Source organism: Sporomusaceae bacterium, assembly GCA_031460455.1.
In the GTDB taxonomy this organism is placed as follows: Bacteria; Bacillota; Negativicutes; order Sporomusales; family UBA7701; genus Anaeroselena.
The window spans coordinates 26,160-45,673 of sequence record JAVKTQ010000022.1; the positions used below are offsets into that span (position 1 = coordinate 26,160).

The window sequence follows — 19,514 nt, forward strand, 5'->3', positions numbered from 1 at the left end:
CGCAGGCGTTTTTTCATTTCGCAGAAAAACAGCTTGCAATAATTACTAATACAAAATATAATACAAATAAAACTTATGAAAAGAGCGAAAACAATGCTTGATACGAACGATTCAAAAATAATTGCCGCACTGATGGCCAATGCCCGCGCCACCTGGGCCGAACTTGGCACGCTGCTCGGGCTGTCCGCCCCCGCCGCCGCCGACCGCGTCCGCAGGCTCGAAGACCGGGGCGTCATCAGAGGCTACGCCGCCCTCGTCGACCCCGACGCCGCGGGCTGCGGCTTTGCCGCTTTCGTCGCCGTCACTCTGGAAAGGCCCGAACACCGCGCCCCTTTCCTCGCAAAAGTCGCGGCCCTGCCGGAAATCCTCGAATGCCACCACGCCGCCGGCGACGACGACTACATCCTCAAAATCCGCTGCGCCGGGCCCCGCCACCTCGAACGCCTCGTCAGCGACGAGCTGAAGGCCCTGCCCGGCCTCGTCCGGACCCGTACTACCGTCATCCTGTCCACCGTCAAAGAAACCCCTGTCCTGCCACTCGGGCGCGGCTAGGAGGCCGCCATGACCACCGACCTCCTCCTCAAAGGCCTTGTACTCGGCTTCTCCATCGCCGCCCCCGTCGGCCCCATCGGCGTGCTCTGCATCCGCCGCACCCTCGCCGGCGGGCCGCTGCGCGGCCTTGCAACCGGCCTTGGCACCGCCACCGCCGACGCCCTCTACGGTCTTGTCGCCGCCCTTGGATTCACCGCCGCCGCCGCCGTCCTCGTCGACTATCAGGCTTTTCTCCGCCTCGCCGGCGGCCTCTTCCTCTGTTACCTCGGCTGGGCCGCCTTCCGTACCCCGCCCGCCCGCCAGGCCCCAGACAGCCACAGCGGCACCCTGCTGAGCGATTACGCCACGGCCTTCGTCCTCACCCTTACCAACCCCCTCACCATCCTTTCCTTCGTCGCCGTCTTCGCCGGCGCCGGCGTCGGCGGCGGGCAGGGCAGCCTGGGTGCAGCCCTTGTCGTCCTCGGCGTTTTCGCCGGTTCGTTGCTGTGGTGGCTCATCCTCAGCGGCGCAACCGGCTTCCTCCGCGCCGAACTCGGTCCCTCCCGGCTAGTATGGGTAAACAGGCTCTCCGGCGCCATCATCGCCGCCTTCGGTCTCGCCTGCCTGCTCAGCCTCGTCTAAGCATTATCCGGCGGCCTTCCGGACATACTAACCCATCAGTCGAACAAGGGAGGCCGCAAGCATGTCCGAACGCGAACAAATCCGCATCCGCATCGATGAGCTGGTCAAAACGCTCGATCGCCTGGCCGGCGGGAAACCCGAACTCTGCGAAAACAACATCACCGGCGGCGTCGCCGCCGACGCCTACCCCGGTCTTGCCGAGCTCGAGGACCTGCGCACCAAAGCCGAAGGCATCAGGCGCGATCTTTCCGCCCTCAAAAACAAGGGCCGGCTCGACCCCGAGGTCCGCGACCTCGAAAACAAACTCGAACAAGCGCTTAACCGCTACTACTGGCTCTGGCAAAAATGCAAAGATAACATGGCCTGACCCTCGCTCCCCCTGGGGAGCTTTCTTATTGGCCGGCGGCCTGAAGCTCGCCAGTGAAAATAAAGGACGTAAGAAGGTGATTGGCGCAATTTGTAGAAAAAAGTAGTATATAATGACTGCTGCTAGCCGGCTCGTCGGCAAAACGTCGCCCCGGCACACTTGGAGGGGACCTGCTTGAGTGCTCTTCAGCGGGTAAGGCAGATGACACTGCGTCTGTACGGATGGCTTCGGCCCGATCTGGCCGTTTTGCTGTTCGGCTTTTTTGTCTTGTGCGCCATCTGGGGAGGCGCCTACTGGCAAACCGAGAGAGACCGCCAGGCCACCTATGCCGCCATCCGGCACGACGGCGAGATCCTAAGCCGCACCTTCGAGGAGCACGTCGAAAGAATACTGACGACCTTTGACCAGTACCTCAAGAACATGAAGGCCGATTACGAAGAAAATCAGGCCGTCACCCCATACATCCAAAAAGTCTTGCAGAACTATTCCCGCGATCCGGCCATCAACCAGGCTTCGATCATCGACGCCCGCGGCGAAGCGATTGCCTATATTATCCGCGGCGCCCCCGACTTGTTCTTTAATACGACGCCCTACTTCCTCGCCCAACAGAATTCCGCCAAGGACGAACTCTACATCGGCGAGCCCTTTATCGGGCGAGTATCCGGAAAACCGACAATCGCCCTAACCCGCCGTATCGACAGGCCCGACGGCTCTTTCGGCGGCATAGCCTACCTCGCTCTGGACGCCGCCTACCTGTCCAGATTCTACCAGGAAATGGCCCTGGGCGAGCAGTACGTCATCAGGATCGTCGGCACCGACCGGACGGTACGCGCCAGCAGCACCGCCGGCGAAGTCGGCGTACGCATAGCGGGCGGCATACTGTTCGACGAACTTGCCAAAAGCCCGGCAGGCTTTTTCGAAACCAGCGGCAACACCTTCGGACGGCCGACACTGATAAGCTACCGACAGATGCGCGACTACCCGCTCGTTGTCCAGATCGGCGTATCCCGGAGCGTCCTCGCTCCGCTTGAGCAGCGGCGCAGCCTCTATCTGGGCATAGCCTGGGCGGCCAGCATCTTCGTCATTCTATATACCGCCGGGCTCGTCGCCCGCTCCCGCCGGCACCGCCAGAGCGAGGAGCGGCTCAGGACAGTGGTCACAAATACGCCGGTCATCATCTACGCCCTTGACGAGCACGGCCGCTTCACCCTTAACGAAGGACGCGGTCTCGGCAGACTCGGCCTCCGGCCCGGGGCATACGTCGGCCAGTCGATATACGAAATCTTCAAAGACTATCCGGAGGGCTTCAACAGCGTGCAGCGTGCGCTCGTCGGAGAGAGGGTCTACTTCGACCAGGTCGTCGACGGCGTCCATTTCACCAACCGCCTTGTGCCGATATATGACGGGGCCGGAGGGATCACCGGCGCCATCGGCGCCGCCGTCGACATCACTGAGCAGAAAAAAGCCGAAGAACGGCTCAGGGAAAATGAAGAGCGGCTGCAGGAAAGCTTCGACGAACTATACGCCGCCCACGCGCAACTCGTCGCCACCGAAGAAGAACTGCGGCGGCAGTACACCATCGCCACCGAGCGGGAAGCAGCCATCGCCCGCCGCAACGCCGTCCTCGCCTCGCTCCACGAAGTGGCCGTCGGCCTGGTAAACCGTCTTGACCTTGACGAAGTGCTCAATACCATCGCAAAGCAAGCCTCCGACCTTGTCGGCACACCCCACGTATTTCTCTGCCTGGTCGATGAAGACCAGGGCGTATTCGAGACGAAGGTTGGCCGCGGCCTATACGAAGGACGCTGCGGCAGCAAAATTGCGATTACCGACGGGCTGGTGGGCAAAACCTACCGTAGCGGCGAAGTATGCCTCGTCGAAGACTACGCAAGTTGGCCGGAAAGGCTTCCGGGAGCCTTTTTCGATCAATTTCAGAGCGTCATAGACTTCCCGCTCAAGGAAGGAGGTCGCGTAATCGGCGCCGTCGGTCTCAGCCTTCTGGCCGGCGAGCGGAAATTTACCGCCGACGACTTGGCCCTCCTCGGCCAATTCGGCGAATTGGCCGCCATCGCCCTGGTCAACGCCCGGCTCTACACCACCCTGTCCGCGGCCGAAAGCAAACTGCGGGACAGCCATCAAGACCTGACCGCTGCCCACGAAGAGCTGCTCGCCACCGAAGAAGAACTCCGCCTGCGCTATGACGAAGTGCTGCGGGCCAACCAACAGATCTCGCGCCAGAACGCCCTGTTGTCGATCGGGCAGCAGACCGTCTTCAGCGTCGTCAACAAACTGGACATGGACGAACTGCTGGTCGCCATCCTCACCCGGGCCGCCGCCATCACCGGCGCTAACGATGCCTTCGTCTCCCTGCCGTCGGCCGACGGCGCCAGCCTAAACATAAAAGCCGGCCTTGGCCTCTACGGCGGCGACTTCCCCGCTATCGCCGTAGGCAAAGGCCTCATGGGCAAAGTGTTCGTTACCGGCAAGGCGGATGTCATCAACGACTACCAAAGCTGGCCGGACAGATTCACCTCTTCCATCGGCAGCAGAATCCACGCCCTTGTGGCCGCTCCTCTCCGCGACGGCCAGAAAATCGCCGGCGTCATCGGTCTGGCCCACTGCGAGCCAGGGCGCAAGTTCGACCCCGACCAGGTCGGCCTTCTCGAGTACTTCTGCGAATTTGCCTCCCTCGCCCTCGCCAACGCCGCCCTCCACTCCTCCCTCCAGCGCGAACTCGACGAGCGGCGGCAAAGCGAAACCACCCTCGGCGAAATCCTCGACAGCACCAACGACGCCGTCATCGTCAACGACCAGGACGGCGGCATCCTCTGGGTTAATCGCCGCACCGTCGAAATGTTCGGCTACTCCGAAGACGAGCTCAAACAGCACGGGGCGATCCTCATATCCACCCCCCAGAACTTCCCCGCCGCCGTCGACGTCATGCGCAGAGCGGTCACTGAAGGGCCGCAGCTCTATATACGCACCACCGTCACCAAGAGCGGGCAGCAGATTGCCGTGGAGGTTAGCGCCCGGCGGGCGACCATCGACGGTCAGGTACGGTGTCTCACGGTAATGCGCGACATCACCGCCCGGCTGCAGGCCGAGAAAGACCTCGCCAAATCCCAGGCGGAAAAACAGGCTGTCCTCGACGCCATCCCCGACCCCATGCTCATCATCGACCAGGACGGCACCCTCATTGACTACCGCAAGCCGGAGGGCGTTGAGACAAACATCGAAATCGGGCCGGAGCTCGTCGGCCGCAACATCGCCGACATGGCGCCCGCCGACATCGCCGGCCAATACCGCCGCTGCATCGCCCAGGCCATCGCCACCGGCGAGACCCAGTTCTACGAATACAACATCAACATCCGCGGCGCGCTCAGCTACCGCGACATGCGCTTTTCCAAAGTCAGCGATACCGTCGTCCTCGCCATGATGCGGGACATGACAGCAATCAAACACTCCGAAGCCCAGCTTGAATTCCTCAGCATGCACGACCCCCTCACCGGCGTCTACAACCGCACCTTCTTCGAAGACGCCATGCGCAAAGTCGCCTGGCAAGACAAACGTGGCGTCGCCATCCTCGTATGCGACGTCGACGGGCTTAAACTCATCAACGACACCCTCGGCCACCGCGCCGGCGACGACCTTCTCCGCGTAGTCGCCGGCGGCCTCCGGACTACCGTCGTCTCCGGCGACGACATCGTCGCCCGGATAGGCGGCGACGAATTTGCCGTCATCATCTACGCCCCCGACAAGGATGGAATCGATCACGCCATCGAAGCACTGGCCCGCTTCGTCCTCGACTACAACAACAAAAACCCCCAGCTGCCCCTCAGCTTATCTGTCGGCTGGGCGGCCGACTACGCGACCAGCAAGCGGGTCGAGGAACTTTTCAAAATCGCCGACAACGACATGTACCGCCAGAAGCTCCACCAAAGCCAGAGCATGCGAAGCTCCATCGTCCAGACCATGATGAGAGCCCTCGAAGAACGCGACCATATCACGGAGGGCCACGCCGACCGCCTCCAGCACCTCGCCGAAAAACTCGGCCAACAGCTGGGCCTGCCGGGCGGCCGGCTCGCCGACATCCGTCTGTTGGCCAAATTCCACGACATCGGCAAAGTAGGCATACCGGACAGTATCCTCAACAAACCCGGCCGGCTCACCGACGAGGAGATGGCCGTCATGCGGCGGCACTGCGAAATTGGCTATCGTATCGCCCGCGCCTCCTCCGAGCTCTCCCCCATCGCCGACTGGATTCTCAAACACCAGGAATGGTGGAACGGCAAAGGCTACCCCCTTGGCATCGCCGGCGAGGACATCCCGCTCGAATGCCGCATCCTCGGCATTGCCGACGCCTATGACGCCATGACCAGCAACCGGCCTTACCGCAAGGCTCTTTCCCACGACGACGCCATCGCCGAAATCGTCCGCTGCGCCGGCAGCCAATTCGACCCCCACATTGCCGCGCTGTTCACAAAACTGTTCGACTGAGGCGGCCCGTCGGCGCCGCCCAAACGAGATAAAAGACTGCCGCGGCCTGATGGCCCGCGGCAGTCTTCGCTGTTGCCGGTCGAATTAAAGGTCGCTTTCCGCCAGCGCGATAAAAAGGTCGACAAGCAGCGGATCGAACTGCGTTCCCGCGCACCGCCGGAGTTCCGCCAGAGCCGCCCCGGGCGGCATGGCCTTGCGGTACGGCCGGTCGTTGGTCATCGCGTCATACGCGTCCACGATCCCCAGAATGCGGCACGCCAGCGGAATACTTTCCCCGGCTATGCCCAGCGGATACCCGCCGCCGTTCCAGTGCTCCTGGTGCTTCAGAATCCAGTCCGCGATAGGCTCAAGATCGGGAGAAGCCTTTGCTATCCGGTAGCCGATCTCGCAATGACGCCGCATGATGGCCATCTCCTCGTCGGTGAGCGGGCCGGGTTTGTTGAGAATGCCGTCGGGGATGCCGACCTTGCCGATATCGTGGAAATTCGCCAGCAGCCTGATATCGGCGATCGTCCCCTGCGGCAGCTGCAGGCGATGCCCCATCTTCTCCATCAGATCGCCGAGACGGTCGGCGTGGCCCTCCGTGATATGGTCGCGCTCCTCCATAGCCTTCATCATCGTCTGCACGATCGACCCGCGGACACTTTGGCTCTGATGCAGCTTTTGGCGGTACATATTATTGTCCGCTTCCTTGAACACACTATCCGGTCCCGCGCTGCTTGCGCCGATAGCCCAGCCGAGCGAAAGGCTTAGCGGCAAGTGGAGATGCTCCTTATTATAGGCCTCCACCGCCTCGCGGTAATATTGGTCGAGAGCCTCCATCCGCTTCTTGGTCGGCGAATACACGATCACCGCGAACTCGTCGCCGCCGATCCGGGCGACAAAATCCGGCGTCTGTACGCCGGCCTCGAGAATAGCGGCCACCTTCTTGAGCAGCTCGTCTCCCTGGAGGTGTCCCAGAGTATCGTTGATAAGCTTCAGACCATCCACGTCGCACACGAAAATCCCCGGCGTACCGCCTTCGCCGACCTGAGCCCGCAGCATTTCCGTCTCGAAATAGGCGCGGTTATACACGCCCGTAAGCGGGTCCCTCATCCGCAAAAAATCCAGGCCCTCCTCCAGCTGCTTGCGGACCGTCACATCCCGCATCAGCGCCAGGCAGCGGGTTTTACCGTCGATCGTCACCGGTCCGGCGCTGACCTCGATAATCAGGCGGTTGCCGTACCGGTCGAGCGTCTCCCGTTCGAAAAGCGGCTGCGGCCCATCCACAACCGCCCGCCGGAAGGTAGCAAGCGCCACCTCAAGATTGGCCGGTGTCGAAATCAGGATAATCCCCTGCTGCTTAAACTCCTCCTCGGTATAGCCAAACATCTCCGTCAGTCGGCGGTTGACGGACAGGATTTCCCCGCTGTCCCCGTCGCAGACCACAAATCCGTCTCCCGCGGCATGGAAAATCTCCTCCGCCGTCCGGCGGCTGTGCACCAGCTTCTCGTTGGTGGCGACCACCTCTTCATACAGGGCGCTCAGCTCCTCGTGGGAAGCGGTCAGCTCCGTCAAGCTGCGCTGCAGCTCCTGCTCCTTCTCCAGCAAGACGGACTCCATCTTGATCCGTTCCGAAATATCGATGCCGATACCGGCGATATAAGGCTTGCCGTCGATAATCGTCCTGACCGCGGTGAAATAATACGGCGTCTTGCTGCCATCCTTGTTCTGCAGGTAAAACTCCGCGTTCGCCGCCCCTTGCTCGAAAGCATTACCGGCAGCTTCATACACGCGCTCGACAGTTTTTTCGTCGTAGCTGTACCAATCAGCCAGCGTCCTCGTGGCCATCTCCTCGGCCGAATAACCGGTCGCCGTCTCGTGGTTCTTATTCCAGCGGACAATGCGGCCGCTATCCTCGTAAAGATACAGCAGCCCCGGCACACTCTCCAGGACGGCGCTCGAAAACGCCCGCTCGTCCGCCAGCGCGGCATAATTCGACCGCAACTCCTCCTCCGTGGACGTCAGCTCCTCATGGGCCGCCGTCAGTTCCTCGTGAGCGGCCGTCAGCTCCTCATAGCTGCCCTGCAGCTCCAGGTCGGCCAATCGCTGCCTGCGGGAGCGGATAAGCAGCCTGCCGGTATAGATAACGATAAACAGGCTCGCGCCGCCGGCCGCCGCCAGATAAGTATCGCGGCGCTGGGCCAGCGGCAGCAGCGCCCGTGGAGAAAGTCCCACCTGCACCACGAGCGGATAGTCGGGCATCACCCGGTAGCTCATATAGCCGGTTTTGCCGAACTGCGTGCCGGGCGCATAATAAAACCCCGCCGGCCGCTTGGCCACTTCCCTAAAAAGTACCGCCTCTGAGAAATCGACGCCCGTCTCCGGCACACTGTTGCTCGCGCGGATTACCCCGTCCAGGCCGATAAGGCGCGCAGTGTAGTTTTCGTCTAGATCCATCTGCCGGTAAAACTTCGAAAAATAATGGGGATCGATGGCCACGACGGACACGCCGGCGAAGCTGCCGTCCGGCTTATTGATGCGCTGGCTGAGGTGGACAGCCAGCGTTTTCGACAGCCGTCCGTCGAAAGGCCTGCCGATATAAGTCTGAGTGCCGCCCGCGGCCGCATGGCCGGCGAAATGGGGTACACCGGCGATACTGATAGCAGGCGGAGCCTGCAGGGTGCTGATCACAGCATACCCGGCGTCGTTGAAGATACTGGCATGGATAAGCAAGGCATCCGGTCGCAGCTGGGCCAATAGCCTCTCCATCGCCGGCGTCACAGCTTGCTCTCTTTCGTACTCGTTCTTCATTAACAGCAAATACTGCTCGTGGGTCTTAATCACCGTCCGCACATGTTCCTCGAAAGCGCGGGTAAACTTATCGCCGTCGTTCCTGATCGCCTCGAGCGTTGTCCGCCGGTCATGCTCTATCTGTAACCAGGCTGCCGTCCACACAAACATCAACAAAATTGCGCAGAAAACTACCACGGCCTTATCAGGCAGCAACCAGTCGCGAATAAAGCGTCCCGCCTTTTCCATCTAGCCCCTCCGAATCAAATTGACATAAACGCTTAAATAACGGAAGCTAATCCGCCTGATTGCGGTAAAACCCCCAGCCGTTGCGGCCCCGCCGCTTAACCCCATACATAGCGGCGTCGGCGTTTTTCAGCAGCGTATCGATATTCTCGCCATGGAAAGGGTAGATACTGATACCGATACTCGCGCCGATCACCAGCGACTCCCCTCTGACCCTGAAAGGCTCGCCCATCGCCGCCAGGATTTTTTCGGCCAGCTGCACCGCGGCCGCCCTTGAAACCACCTGCTCTAGCAGAACGACAAACTCGTCGCCGCCGATGCGGGCCACGATTCCCTCATCCTTTATGCAGGCCAGCAGGCGTTGGCCGGTTTCCGCCAGAACCGCGTCGCCGGCCGCATGGCCGCCGTGGTCGTTCACCGCCTTGAACCAGTCCAAATCGATAAACAGCAGCGCGACCAAACAGTGCTCCTTCTCGGCGCGGGCAATCGCCCGGTTCAGGTACTCCTGGAACAAAACGCGGCTAGGCAGCCTCGTAAGCGCATCATAGAGAGCGAGATCCTTGTAGCGGGCTTCCGACTGCCGGATCAACTCCCGCGACTCCTCGATCTCCGCGTTGCGGACCTTCAGCACGGCCATATGGCTCGCATTCGCCTCTTCCAGCAGAACGCGGTTAGCCTCGCCCCGCTCCACCTTCTTCTTTAAAATGCGGTTCTCCCTCTCCAGCGCCGCTATCCGCTTTTCCAAATCCGACACTTCCACGCGGATACCTCCAGACTAGCATTCCTCGGCCGCCCCCAGCAGCAACGTAACGAAAGTAGTGCCGTGGAATAAATACGGGCCGCCCTTTTCCAAAGGGCCAAACTCGCCGTAGCAGTAAAATCCCGCGAACGGTATCCCCGGCAAACGCGGGGCAACCGTCTGCACTTCCCTGGCCGCCTGAGTGCCCATTATCATCTTGCGGCCGGCACACGAAAAAAGCAGCGCGGCTGCCGGACGCCTGCCGGGATAAGCCGCGAGCGCCCGGCTGAGCGACTCCCCGCACGACTCGAGCAAAGTTTCCTTGTCGGCGGCGCCGATCTGCACCATGGCCCCCTCCGGCACCCGGCCGTTGAGCGTCACCGTCCCCTTCTCCGCGTCGGAAAACGGGGCAGTCCGCACATAAAAACTGTCGCGGTCCTTCTCGTACACTGCCAGGCAGTAATTCATAAATAAATCGTAATTGCCGGTATACTTGCGGAAATACTCCACAGCCGGCTTATCGGCGATCGAATGGAGCACATTATTCTTGGCCAGCGTCACCGGCTCCTTCGGCCCCATCGGCGAATGGCCGCCCTTGATGCCGCAGGAAAAAACCGCCGGCCCGGCAAACAGCAGCAAAACCACACTATCGGTCAGCACCTCGCCGCCAAAAAACTGAAAAGTCTTCCGCTGCTTCGAATGCGCCGCCGAAGCCCCGCCCATCACCGGGAAAGTACGCCCCAGAACCCCCTGGATGCCCAGGTCCACAGTCGAAACGCCGGCGTTCAGCGGGTCGGCCAGGATAACGGCGAACTTCTCCTCCCCCGCGTGGCGCTTCAGGCCAGACCGGGCAGTTTCGGCCGCCTCCCGTCCCGCCTCCTCGCCGCGGCGGTCCGCCTCGCGACCGGCCCCCGCGCTTATCTCCACCGTATCGGAAGCGAATACCGTCAAAATCAGCGAATCCTCAGTAAACCCCATCTCCGAAGAAAGCTCGCCGTCGGTCGTGCAGCCCACCAACTGTATCGCCGGGAAAGCCCCCCTGATAGTTGACAGAATAACCGCATGCTCGTAATCGATCGAGCAGAAAATTATCCCGGCTTGCGGCTCGGCCCCGGCCAAAGAAGCCTTGACCTGATCGATGACCTCGCAGGCCGCCTCACGCGCCAGCACATCCTCGCTGTGACCCACGGCAACTTTAAACATCGCAAGCTCCTCCTCATCAACCCCGGGACGCTGAAAATCCGCAATCTAAGCGACTTGCCGCCAGACGGAAAACCCCCGTTACTCGCCGGAGACGCTGTATAATATATTTAACCAAATAACGACAAATACCTCTTCTATAGCCGACCGTATTCTCAGATATCGAACGGCGGCGGCACAGTCCGAAGGGCGGCAACAAAGCAGCCGCATTAAAACCAATGCCTCCCGGCGATTAAGCCGGAAGGCATTTCTTAAGTGTTGCTTACTTGTGCTTTTTACCATGCTTCAGAGCAAAGGCGGTAGGCAATGCCGGGTCAGGAAGGCTCCTGCTGCTTGGGCAGGCACGACCGGCAGATTTTTATAAATAGCGGGGCGATGAAGAAAAGCATTGTTATGCACAGAAACGCCAGAGCGATCGGCTTTTGAATGAAGATCATCGGGTCGCCGTTGGAAATGTCGAAAGACTGGCGCAGCGATGTTTCCAGGCGGGGGGTGAGGATGAAGGCCATTAGGAACGGAGCCACAGGGTAATCATAGCGGTTGAAGAAATAGCCCACGGTGCCGAAGATAATCATGAGCCAGATGTCGAAATGGCTGTTATTGGCGGCGTAGGCGGATACGACGCAAATGACGATGATTATCGGCGTGAGGATCGACGGCGGGATGCGCAGCGCGTGAACCATGAGAGGGATGCTGAGGGCGGCGATTACCATGCAGACCAGATTGCCGGTGTACATGGAGGCGATCAGGCCCCAGGCAAGGTCGGGATGTTCCGTGAACAGCAGCGGGCCTGGGGAAATGCCCCACATCATCAGGCCGCCGAGCAAGATAGCGGCCGTCCCCGAACTGGGGATCCCCAGGGAAAGCAGGGGCGCGAAGGCGCCGGCCGCTGCCGCGTTGTTGGCCGCCTCGGGAGCAGCGACGCCTTCCAGCGCCCCCTTGCCCATATTTTCCTTATTTTTGCCTGTCCGTTTTTCGAGGATGTAGCTTAGGAAAGATGCTGTCGTCGTGCCGGCGCCCGGCACGCAGCCGATGAAGGTTCCGAGAAAGCTGCTGATCATCGTCGGGCGGAAGATCTGCTTCATTTCCTGGATGCTTAGGTAATTGCTTTTCAGAGAAAGTTTTTCGCTGGTTTTTAACTTGTAGCCGTCTTTATTAAGTGCCATCTGGATGATTTCGTTCACGCCGAGCAGGCCGATGACGAGCGGGATGAAATCGATGCCGTTAAGAAGCTCGTTGACACCGAACGCGAAGCGCGGCTTGCCTACAGCCAGGTCAAGACCGACGGTGGCAAGCAGAATGCCCAGACAGGTGGAAAGCAGGCCTTTGAGCGGGTCGTCGCCGAGAAGCCAGCCGATCGCCGTCATCGCCAGCAATATTACCGTTGCCATCTCGGCCGGGCCGAACGCCAGCCCCACGTCGGCAAGGATAGGCCCCATGAAAGTCAAGATGACAACACCGATGAACCCGGCGACGAACGAGGACCAGTTGGAAACCGCCAAGGCTTTGCCGGCTTTGCCTCTGAGGGTAAGCTGGTAGCCGTCCATCGTTGTCATCACGGCCGGCGGGTCGCCGGGGATGTTTATCAGGATGGCTGTGAACGACCCGGCGTACATTGTCGAGTAGTATAAGGCCGCCAGCATGATTATGGCGGTCGTCGGATTCATTTTGAAGGTCAGCGGCAGCAGGAGCGCGACGCCCATTACCGCGCCGATACCAGGCAGGGCGCCGATGAACATGCCCATAACAGCGCCCGCCACGGCGGCCATGAGATTGTCGCCGGTCAAGGCGATGGCAAAGCCGTTTATCAGGTGAGTGAATATCGATTCCATCAGCTTACCTCCTTTTCTATAGCCGGATCATGCCGGTCGGAAACGGCACCTGCAGCCAGTATTCGAATATTCCCCAAACGCAGAATACAACGATAGCTGCGAAGATGGCGGAAAACTTATAAGAATACCGACCTTGATTGACCAGCCATACGACCATAAAAAGGAAGGCCGAGGCCAGGAACCCGATGATGTAGATACAAACAGTGAACGCCACTATCGCCGCGATGGGCAACAGGGCCCTTACGTCGACGGGCTCCGCGTTCTTATCGGCCCTGAGTATCCTGACGACGCAGAAAATGCATGTAATCGTACCGAATATTACCGGTAGAAAGCCGGGCCCCGGCCCTTTATTCACCCAAAAACCGTACTCGAACCAGCCAGTAAACGCCCAGAAGGCGCCGACTAAACCACAGATGAGGGCAATAATCCGATCTGCATCCAAGTTTATCCCTCCATTTGGCTATGTTGCCGTTTTCAGTTGCTGCCAGTCGCGATAATCCTGCATCCAGGGTCAGTTTGCTTCAGCACCTCCGCTTCGCCATCTTGGCGGCCACCAGCACCGCTTGTTCCAACGCATCGGGGTTGGCCGCCCCCTTGCCGGCGATGTCAAACGCGGTACCGTGGGCCGGTGTGGTAATCGGGTATGGAAGGCCTGCCGCCACCGTCACGCCGAACTGGAAGCCCATTATTTTCATCGCTATCTGACCTTGGTCGTGGTACATGGTTACAACTGCGTTGTAATCGCCCTTGCTGGCGTTGATAAAGACCGTGTCCGACGGGAAGGGGCCGCAGGCGTCGATGTCGTTCTGCCTGGCCAGTTCGATGGCGGGGGAGATGACAACCACCTCCTCCGTCCCGCACAAACCGGACTCGCCGGCGTGCGGATTCAAGGCTGCGACCGCTATCCTGGGTTTGTCGAAGCCGACTCTGCGCAAAGTTTGATCGGCCAAGCGAATGGCGCGGACGATATTTTCGACGCTGAGGTGGGCCGATACCGCCGACAAGGGGATATGGCTTGTGACGCGCGACGTCCATAGATCGTGGAGGACGTTCATTTCCCCGTAGGGGTCGTTCCATTGCAGGTGGTGGGCCATCAAGTGCTGCTCGTCGGCAAACTGGTGCCCGCCGGCACGGAGCGCCGCCTTATTCAGCGGGGCATAAACAAACCCGTCGAGAGCGCCTTGTTGGCACAGGTCGAGGGCCGTCAGCAGCATGTCGCCGGCGACGCGGCCGGACAGAGGGCTGAGCCGGCCAAGTTCGACAGACTCGGGGGTAAGATCGCGCTGATCGAGGAGGGGAACGCCGTCTCGCCAGGTGGCCGCTGGAACGTCGTCGATAACTTGCAGCGGGAAATTTACGCCGGCGATCTGCTGGCCTTTTTTCATGACCCGCATATCGCCGATGATAACCGGGCGGCAGGTCTCAAACAGCCGGGCTTTACTACAGAGCTTGGCGACGATTTCCGGCCCGATGCCAGCCGCGTCGCCGAGCAAGATTCCTAATACCGGTTTTGCCATGATGGCCTCCTTACAACAGATTGCTGTGCGAACAGGTGACAACTTCTTTTAATATGCATGAATCGTGCCGGAATTCAGAAAAAAGAAAAAATGCCGGTAATCAAGCAATGAAGTGCGGACAACGTTGTTTCGCTGGAACATATTGTTTCAATTGTTCACAAAGCTGGACATTGTTACAAATGTAACAAATCATAATGAAAGGAAACATAATTAACAATGGTTAGAATATTCTGAGCCTATGCTATAATTAAAGCAATGGGGCTGAAAACCCCGGCACGGAGGACGGACCCCGGAAGGCTGCCATATAATACGACTGCCTCGGAGGAAGCGAGAAATGGCGAAGATTACGTTTATGGTTCCTTACCCCGAAATCTGCGACGAAATTCGCGAAGTTTTTGCCGAGCAGAATGACGGTGGCTGGTCGATCGAACTCATTGTTGTCGATGGAGCGCCGCGGCGCATCGATTACAAAAAGATCAGGACCGATGTGGTCGTAGCTCGCGGTATAACCGCTTCTGTGGCTCAAAAACTTATGGGGGATATACCGGTCATCAAGCTGCCGGTCAGCGGTTACGATGTCATTCGCGCCGCGCTGGAGTGCAGGGACCGGCTTGGTTCCGCGAAAATCGCCATCGTCGGCTCCGAGGATATGGTATACGGCGCCCGCAGCATAAAGGAACTGACCGGCATCGACGCCATTACGGCCATCGTGGATAACGAGGACGATATGCAAAAAAGCCTCGAAGCCCTTAAAAAAGAGGGCATCGAAGTCGTTTGCGGCGGCTTGGTGGCAACACTCGTAGCCGGGCGGCTCGGCATGAAGGCGGTGTTCATCAGATCGGGGCGGGAGGCCATTTATCAGGTCTTGACCGAGGCGAGAAGGGCTTATCACATCAAGCGGCAGGAGCAGGAACGGAGCGAAAGATTCCGCACGTTTATGGACTATTCCATAGAAGGGATTGTGGCTGTCAATGAGCAGGGCGACATCAACCTCGTCAACGCGGCGGCCGCGAATATTACCGGTCTGGCGGGCAAACTGGAGGGCAAGCCGGCGGACGACATCCTGCCCGAGCTGCGGCTGGGGAGAATTCTGGCGACCGGGACGGCGGAAACAGGGGAGATCAAAACCCTCGGCGGACGCCAGGTTGTTATAAACGCAGCGCCGATCACCGTCAAAGAGCATACGGTCGGCGCCATCGCCACCTTCCAGCCGGTGCTGAGCATCCAGGAACTCGAGGGAAAGATACGGCAGAAAATTTATCACCGCGGACACAGCGCCAAGATGAACTTCGCCGATATCATGGGCGAAAGCGAGGCGATAAAACGGGCGATCTCGATAGCCAAAGAATATTGCAAAGTAGATTCCAATGTGCTTATTGTCGGCGAGACGGGCTCGGGGAAGGAGATGTTCGCCCAGAGCATCCACAACGCCAGCGACAGAGCGCCTGGGCCGTTCGTGGCCTTCAATTGCGCGGCCCTGCCGGAAAACCTGTTGGAGAGCGAACTGTTCGGCTATGTGGGGGGAGCTTTTACCGGCGCGGCCAAAGAAGGCAAAGCGGGCCTGTTTGAGCTTGCCCACCGGGGGACAATCTTTCTTGACGAGGTTTCGGAAATCTCGATAAAGATGCAGGGACGGCTGCTGCGGGTGCTGCAGGAACGGGAGATAATGCGGCTCGGCGACCGCCGGATCATTCCAATAGACGTGCGGGTTATTGCGGCTACCAACAGGAGCCTGGGGGAGATGATGCGGGAGAAGGCCTTCCGCCCCGATCTGTATTACCGTCTTGATATTCTTAAACTAAATGTTCCGCCCCTGCGGGAGAGGGCCGGTGATGTGCCGCAACTGTTCGACCACTTTTTGCGCGTGTACTGCTCGCGGTTCCGCAAACCGTATAAGCGTATCGCCCCCCGCGCGCAGCAGCTTCTTAACGGCTACTCCTGGCCGGGCAATGTCCGCGAGTTGATGAATATTGCCGAACGACTCACCGTCATCGGCAGCAATGAGGTTATCAGCGAGGAGGACGTCCGGGCCGGGTTCGACCAAGGGGTGGATGCACTGCCGCTCGGATTTGCGGGGGCGACCAGGAAACAAGGCGGACATCCGGTGGCCGGCGGGCCTGGCAAGCCCAAGCTGAACAAAGCGGTGCTGATTAATGTTCTTCAGGAGGTCGATTACCACTATACCAAGGCGGCGGCCAAGCTGGGAATAAGCAGAACCACCCTGTGGCGCTGGCTGAAGGAATGTGATATGTAACATAGTGAACAGTTGAAACGAACGTTTCATTTTGTCTGTTCGTCATTTCCCCGCCGACGGCGAACTCTCTTCCCGTTAAATCTTAACAAAATCTTCGGTCGGCCGGAAGGCCGGCTGATTTTTTTCATTGGCATGAATATTGCAACTATTTACAATAGCGGTAGCGCACCCGGTAAGGAAAATAATCTTCGCAAAGCGACCGGCGTCGCCTATGCCAGTCTGTTTTTAGAAGGGAGATGCGGAAATGCAGATTAACAAGGAAACGTGCATCAATTGCGGTTTGTGCGTGTCAAGATGTCCGGTCGGGGCTATCAAGACCGATATGCCGGCGGGAGTAGGGATCGACTTCGACGAGTGTGTAGAGTGCGGGGTGTGCCTGCGCTGGCGGGTGTGTCCGACCGATTCCTTATATCAGCAGGAGCTGAAATGGCCCCGGACGATCAGGAGCATCATGAGCGACGTGCTGACGATCGCCGAGGAATCGCAGATCTCGGGCCGGGGAACCGAGGAAATGAAGACGAACGACGTCACGGGTCGCTTCAAAAAAGGCTGGGTGGGGCTCGCCATGGAACTGGGCCGGCCTGGGGTCGCCACCAGAATGTACGACGTGGAAAAGGTGGCAATGGCGGTTGCTAAAGAAGGGGTGGAGTTTGAAAAACAAAACCCGATCACGAGTATGATGGCTGATCAAAACACGGGAAAATTCAAAGAAGAGCTTCTGAACGAGCGGGTGCTGTCGGCAATCATCGAGTTTGGCGTACGCGAAGAGCAGGTTCCGGCAATTCTAAAAAAACTTGAGGAAGTCGCGCCGACCCTCGACACAGTTTTCAGCCTGGATATCTGCTCGAAGGTAAGCGGGGACGGGACGTCGCCCCATGTGGCGATCGTCGAGGATATGGGGCTGTGGTTGTCCCCCAACGGCAAAATCAATATCGGTCTCGGCCGGCCTTTAGCAAAGGAGGACTAGTCATGACTCATACACTGCATCGGGTAGGCAAAAGGGAAAGTCTGCAGGGGGACTATGTATTTCTCTGCATGCCGAGCAAGGATATCAATCATGTGGGCTCAGGCCCCAAGCTGAGAAGATTTTTGGAGCTGTGCCTGAAGAATAATTGCGTTACGCTGGGCGATTGCCGCAAGGGCAACGAGTTTCATCAACTCAGCCGGGAAAATATGCTGGACAATATCGAGGACAGAGCGGTTGTCACCGCCACCTTCAAGGACAAACAGGCCGTCATCGCTATGATCGAGGATCTGAAAAAAGAGGACTTGGGTCTGTCGGTGGTAATTTCCGGGCTAGTCGACGAGGTGGGCGAGTGCTGCTCGAAAACCGGTCTCAAGATGCATACCGTCGAGCATTCCATGGGCCGCTGGGGCAAAAACGAAAAGCTGCCGCCGCAGGAAATACTGGAGATCGCGACCATGTGCGGTCATTCGATGATATCCGTAAACTTCATCAACGAAATGATCGATGAGGTGAGGAAGGGCAAGACGACCCCGGCAGCTGCCGCCCAGGAGCTGTTCAAGCCCTGCATGTGCGGGATATTCAACACTGACCGGGCGGCAAAGTTAATCGCTGAGATCGTAAAACGCTAGTGCGCCAAACATACTATTCCAAAATTTAGGAAGGGGTGGATCAAGTGAAAAAGTGGTTGGTGTTGGGTTTTGCCTGTCTGATGCTGGCGAGCTTCCTGGCGGGCTGCGGTTCGCAGCAGAAGGCGCCCGACAAGCCGGCGGCCTTTACGCCCAGCAAGAGCACGGAGTTCGTAGTCCCGTACGCCGCCGGTGGCGGCAGCGACCTCTATGCCCGTATCCTGTCCGATATCATTCAGAAGAACAAAATTGTCAACGAAGCGGTCATGGTAGTTAACAAAGCCGGCGGCGGGGGAGCGGTCGGCGACGCCTACACGTTCTCGAAAAAAGGCGACAACCATACCATCACCACATTTGTCTCCGGCCAGATGACGGCAAGCCTGATGAACAAAACGGCGGTTACTTATGATAAACTGACCCCCATCGCCAACCTGGCCCTCGACGAGTATCTGCTCGGAGTCGCGGCGGATAGCTATAAATCGTTCGCCGACTTCCTGGCCGCGGCCAAAGCCGCCCCGGACACGATAACGATCGGCGGGTCGGGCAAAGGGACCGAGGACGAATTGTGCGTAGGGTTGCTGACGAAGTATACGGGCGCGAAGTTCAAATATGTCGCCTTTAACAGCTCGGGCGAAGTTATGGCTGCCGTACTTGGGGGCCATATCAAGGCCGGCATCTTCAATCCCAACGAATGCAATGCCCAGATGGAAGCCGGGAAGGTAAAGACCATCGGCGAGTTCGGCACCAAGCGGCTGGGGGGTATCTTCAAGGATACGCCAACTTTTACCGAGCTTGGTCATAAAGACGTAGTCTTCCAGCAGTTCCGCGGTATAGCCGGACCGCCCGGCATGTCCCCGGAAGCGGTCAAATTCTGGGTTGACGTACTCAAGAAGGCGACACAGACCGAACAGTGGAAAAAGGATTATCTCGCGAAAAACGGCTTAACCGATCACTTCCTTGAACCGGCGGATTTCAAGAAGTTCATGGACGGCGAGAACAAAAAGTACGCCGATATCCTGAAAGACATCGGGGCGCTTAAGTAGCCTTAGCGGGTTGCCTGGCGCACGGCATAGTCCCGGCCCGCCCTCGACCGCATTGGGAGCGAAGGCAATCGAGCCCGAGACCCACCGCATCGCCGATGATCAGGCTGAAGGTGGGTCTCCGCGTCTGGGGTATGGATGCTGCGGCAGATGCCGGGTCTGAGAATAACTAATTAGGAGGATTCAATCATGGCGAAAAAAAGTATTCTCGACTTCCAGAGCATGGTGAGCAAGGGTGAAAAAATCGTTTACCTGACCGCCTACGACTACCTTACGGCCAAGAT

At 59.0% G+C, this 19,514-nt stretch carries 14 protein-coding genes; 8 read left to right on the forward strand and 6 right to left on the reverse strand.

Features of this window, described 5'->3' with window-relative positions; genetic code table 11:
• Positions 1–93: 93 nt before the first annotated feature.
• The 4 genes from RIN56_19525 (at position 94) to RIN56_19540 (ending at position 6,037) form a co-directional block, all read left to right on the forward strand.
• Complete coding sequence (locus tag RIN56_19525; GenBank protein MDR7868986.1) at positions 94–552, forward strand: Lrp/AsnC family transcriptional regulator; 459 nt, start codon at positions 94–96, stop codon at positions 550–552.
• Between the two features lie 9 nt (positions 553–561).
• Positions 562–1,173, forward strand: a complete 612-nt coding sequence (locus RIN56_19530) for a LysE family transporter (protein ID MDR7868987.1) — start codon at positions 562–564, stop codon at positions 1,171–1,173.
• A gap of 61 nt (positions 1,174–1,234) precedes the next feature.
• A complete protein-coding gene (locus RIN56_19535; GenBank protein ID MDR7868988.1) occupies positions 1,235–1,540 on the forward strand; it encodes a hypothetical protein in 306 nt (101 codons plus the stop codon).
• Positions 1,541–1,714: 174 nt separating this feature from the next.
• Positions 1,715–6,037, forward strand: a complete 4,323-nt coding sequence (locus tag RIN56_19540) for a PAS domain S-box protein (GenBank protein MDR7868989.1) — start codon at positions 1,715–1,717, stop codon at positions 6,035–6,037.
• Positions 6,038–6,121: 84 nt separating this feature from the next.
• Here the strand turns inward: RIN56_19540 and RIN56_19545 are convergent, their stop codons facing one another.
• From RIN56_19545 to RIN56_19570, 6 genes are all read right to left on the reverse strand, one after another.
• Positions 6,122–9,058, reverse strand: coding sequence for a diguanylate cyclase (locus tag RIN56_19545; protein ID MDR7868990.1), 2,937 nt, complete (start codon positions 9,056–9,058; stop codon positions 6,122–6,124).
• Positions 9,059–9,104: 46 nt separating this feature from the next.
• The gene (locus tag RIN56_19550) at positions 9,105–9,815 is read right to left on the reverse strand and encodes a diguanylate cyclase (protein MDR7868991.1); all 711 of its coding nucleotides are present in this window, start codon (positions 9,813–9,815) and stop codon (positions 9,105–9,107) included.
• Between the two features lie 15 nt (positions 9,816–9,830).
• Complete coding sequence (locus RIN56_19555; protein ID MDR7868992.1) at positions 9,831–10,997, reverse strand: FIST N-terminal domain-containing protein; 1,167 nt, start codon at positions 10,995–10,997, stop codon at positions 9,831–9,833.
• A 311-nt stretch (positions 10,998–11,308) separates the two neighbouring features.
• The gene (locus RIN56_19560; GenBank protein MDR7868993.1) at positions 11,309–12,826 is read right to left on the reverse strand and encodes a tripartite tricarboxylate transporter permease; all 1,518 of its coding nucleotides are present in this window, start codon (positions 12,824–12,826) and stop codon (positions 11,309–11,311) included.
• A gap of 16 nt (positions 12,827–12,842) precedes the next feature.
• A complete protein-coding gene (locus RIN56_19565) occupies positions 12,843–13,268 on the reverse strand; it encodes a tripartite tricarboxylate transporter TctB family protein (protein MDR7868994.1) in 426 nt (141 codons plus the stop codon).
• A gap of 79 nt (positions 13,269–13,347) precedes the next feature.
• Entirely contained in the window at positions 13,348–14,343 is a 996-nt protein-coding gene (locus RIN56_19570) for a 4-hydroxythreonine-4-phosphate dehydrogenase PdxA (GenBank protein MDR7868995.1), read from the reverse strand.
• A 334-nt stretch (positions 14,344–14,677) separates the two neighbouring features.
• On the opposite strand from RIN56_19570, the gene RIN56_19575 reads away from it, so the two are divergent.
• The 4 genes from RIN56_19575 to RIN56_19590 all read left to right on the forward strand — a co-directional run bounded on the left by RIN56_19575 (position 14,678) and on the right by RIN56_19590 (position 19,233).
• Positions 14,678–16,597, forward strand: coding sequence for a sigma 54-interacting transcriptional regulator (locus RIN56_19575; GenBank protein MDR7868996.1), 1,920 nt, complete (start codon positions 14,678–14,680; stop codon positions 16,595–16,597).
• A 244-nt stretch (positions 16,598–16,841) separates the two neighbouring features.
• Complete coding sequence (locus tag RIN56_19580; protein MDR7868997.1) at positions 16,842–17,564, forward strand: 4Fe-4S binding protein; 723 nt, start codon at positions 16,842–16,844, stop codon at positions 17,562–17,564.
• A gap of 2 nt (positions 17,565–17,566) precedes the next feature.
• Complete coding sequence (locus RIN56_19585; protein MDR7868998.1) at positions 17,567–18,193, forward strand: hypothetical protein; 627 nt, start codon at positions 17,567–17,569, stop codon at positions 18,191–18,193.
• Positions 18,194–18,237: 44 nt separating this feature from the next.
• Positions 18,238–19,233 (forward strand): tripartite tricarboxylate transporter substrate binding protein, encoded by a 996-nt coding sequence (locus RIN56_19590; GenBank protein MDR7868999.1) that lies wholly within the window; start codon positions 18,238–18,240, stop codon positions 19,231–19,233.
• Positions 19,234–19,514: the final 281 nt, after the last annotated feature.